Origin of the sequence: Nocardiopsis lucentensis DSM 44048 (genome assembly GCF_000341125.1) — a bacterium.
GTDB classification, from domain to species: domain Bacteria; phylum Actinomycetota; class Actinomycetes; order Streptosporangiales; family Streptosporangiaceae; genus Nocardiopsis; species Nocardiopsis lucentensis.
Map to the genome: position 1 here is coordinate 1 of NZ_ANBC01000953.1, position 1,245 is coordinate 1,245.

The 1,245-nt window shown below is 70.0% G+C and carries 1 protein-coding gene; it reads right to left on the reverse strand.

Annotated features, from left to right (window positions below):
• Nucleotides 1-36: 36 nt before the first annotated feature.
• Complete coding sequence (locus D471_RS0132240) at nt 37-1,158, reverse strand: IS630 family transposase (protein WP_017602426.1); 1,122 nt, start codon at nt 1,156-1,158, stop codon at nt 37-39.
• Nucleotides 1,159-1,245: the final 87 nt, after the last annotated feature.

A 1,245-nucleotide genomic window follows, 5' to 3' on the forward strand; every position in this document is an offset into this window, starting at 1 on the left:
CTAGTGCTGTGGCCGGAAACGTTCGCCCGGGTGCTCTCACGCCGCGATGGGTAGCGGTCGGCCTCCCCAGCGCAGGCCCTTCTCGCTGCGCACCCGGGCACGCTCGCGGCGTTGAGCCGCGAGCACGTGCGGGTCGCGGGCGTTGGCGTTGCGCCACCGCAGGTAGGCGTGCAGCGCCCGGGTCTGCACCGTGTGGTTGGGATGGTGGGAGTTGGCGATGGTGAACTGGCGCAGCGGCCCGAAGTGCGCCTCGATCGGGTTGGCCCAGGAGGCGTAGGTGGGGGTGAAGCACAACTCGACCTTGTTGCGCCGGGCCCACGCCCGGATCTTGGGGCCCTTGTGCGCGGACAGGTTGTCCATGATCACGTAGATCGGAGCGCCGTCCGGGCGGGCGGCCCGGATCGACTTGAGTGCCCTGAGCGTGTTCGCGCCGCCTTTGCGCCGGTGGTTGACGCCCCACAGGGTGTCGGAGCCCACCGAGTAGCAGCCGTGGAAGTAGGTGATGCCGTGGGTGCGCCGGTAGGTGGCCGCGATGCGGTCCGGGCGGCCCTTGCGGGCCCAGCCCGCCCCAGCGGTGGGGCGGATGCCCAGGGGCCCGAACTCGTCGAAGGCGAAGACCCGGTCGGCGAAGTACTCCATGACGTGCTCGATGCGATCGAGTTTGGCATCGGCCTCGGGGTCGGGCGAGTCCTTCCAGGTCGTGGTGCGTTGGAAGGTGATGCCGTGCCGGTGCAGCAGAGCCCGCAGGGTCTCGCGGCCGATGCGGGGGCCCGGTCCGCCGCGGCGGGCCAGGTGGTCGGTGAGTTTGCGCAGCGACCAGCGGGTGAAGGGTCGGCCGAGCTTGGCCGGGCGGGTGGTGGCCGTCTGGATGACGAGGTCTTCCTCGTCGGGGGTGAGCAGGCGGGGACGGCCTCCCGCCCACTTAGGGTCCAGGCAGTCCAGCCCCTGGGTGTTGAAGGCGTGGATGACCTCGCGCACGGTCTTTTCGTCAGCGGCGACCAGGCGGGCGATGACGGGGACGGTGTTGCCGCTGGCCGAGGCCAGGATGATCATCGCCCGCCGGTAGCGGACTGTGTTGGTGCTGCCCCGGCGGACGATGCGTTGCAGTTTTTGGCCCTCAGGATCGGTGAGTCTGCGGGCTTTGAGGGGTGCGGACACCGCGGCTCCCAGGGTCGACTGCTGGTGTTGCGGTCAACCCTGACACCGATCACTGACCCGGACGAACGTTTCCGGCCACAGCACTAG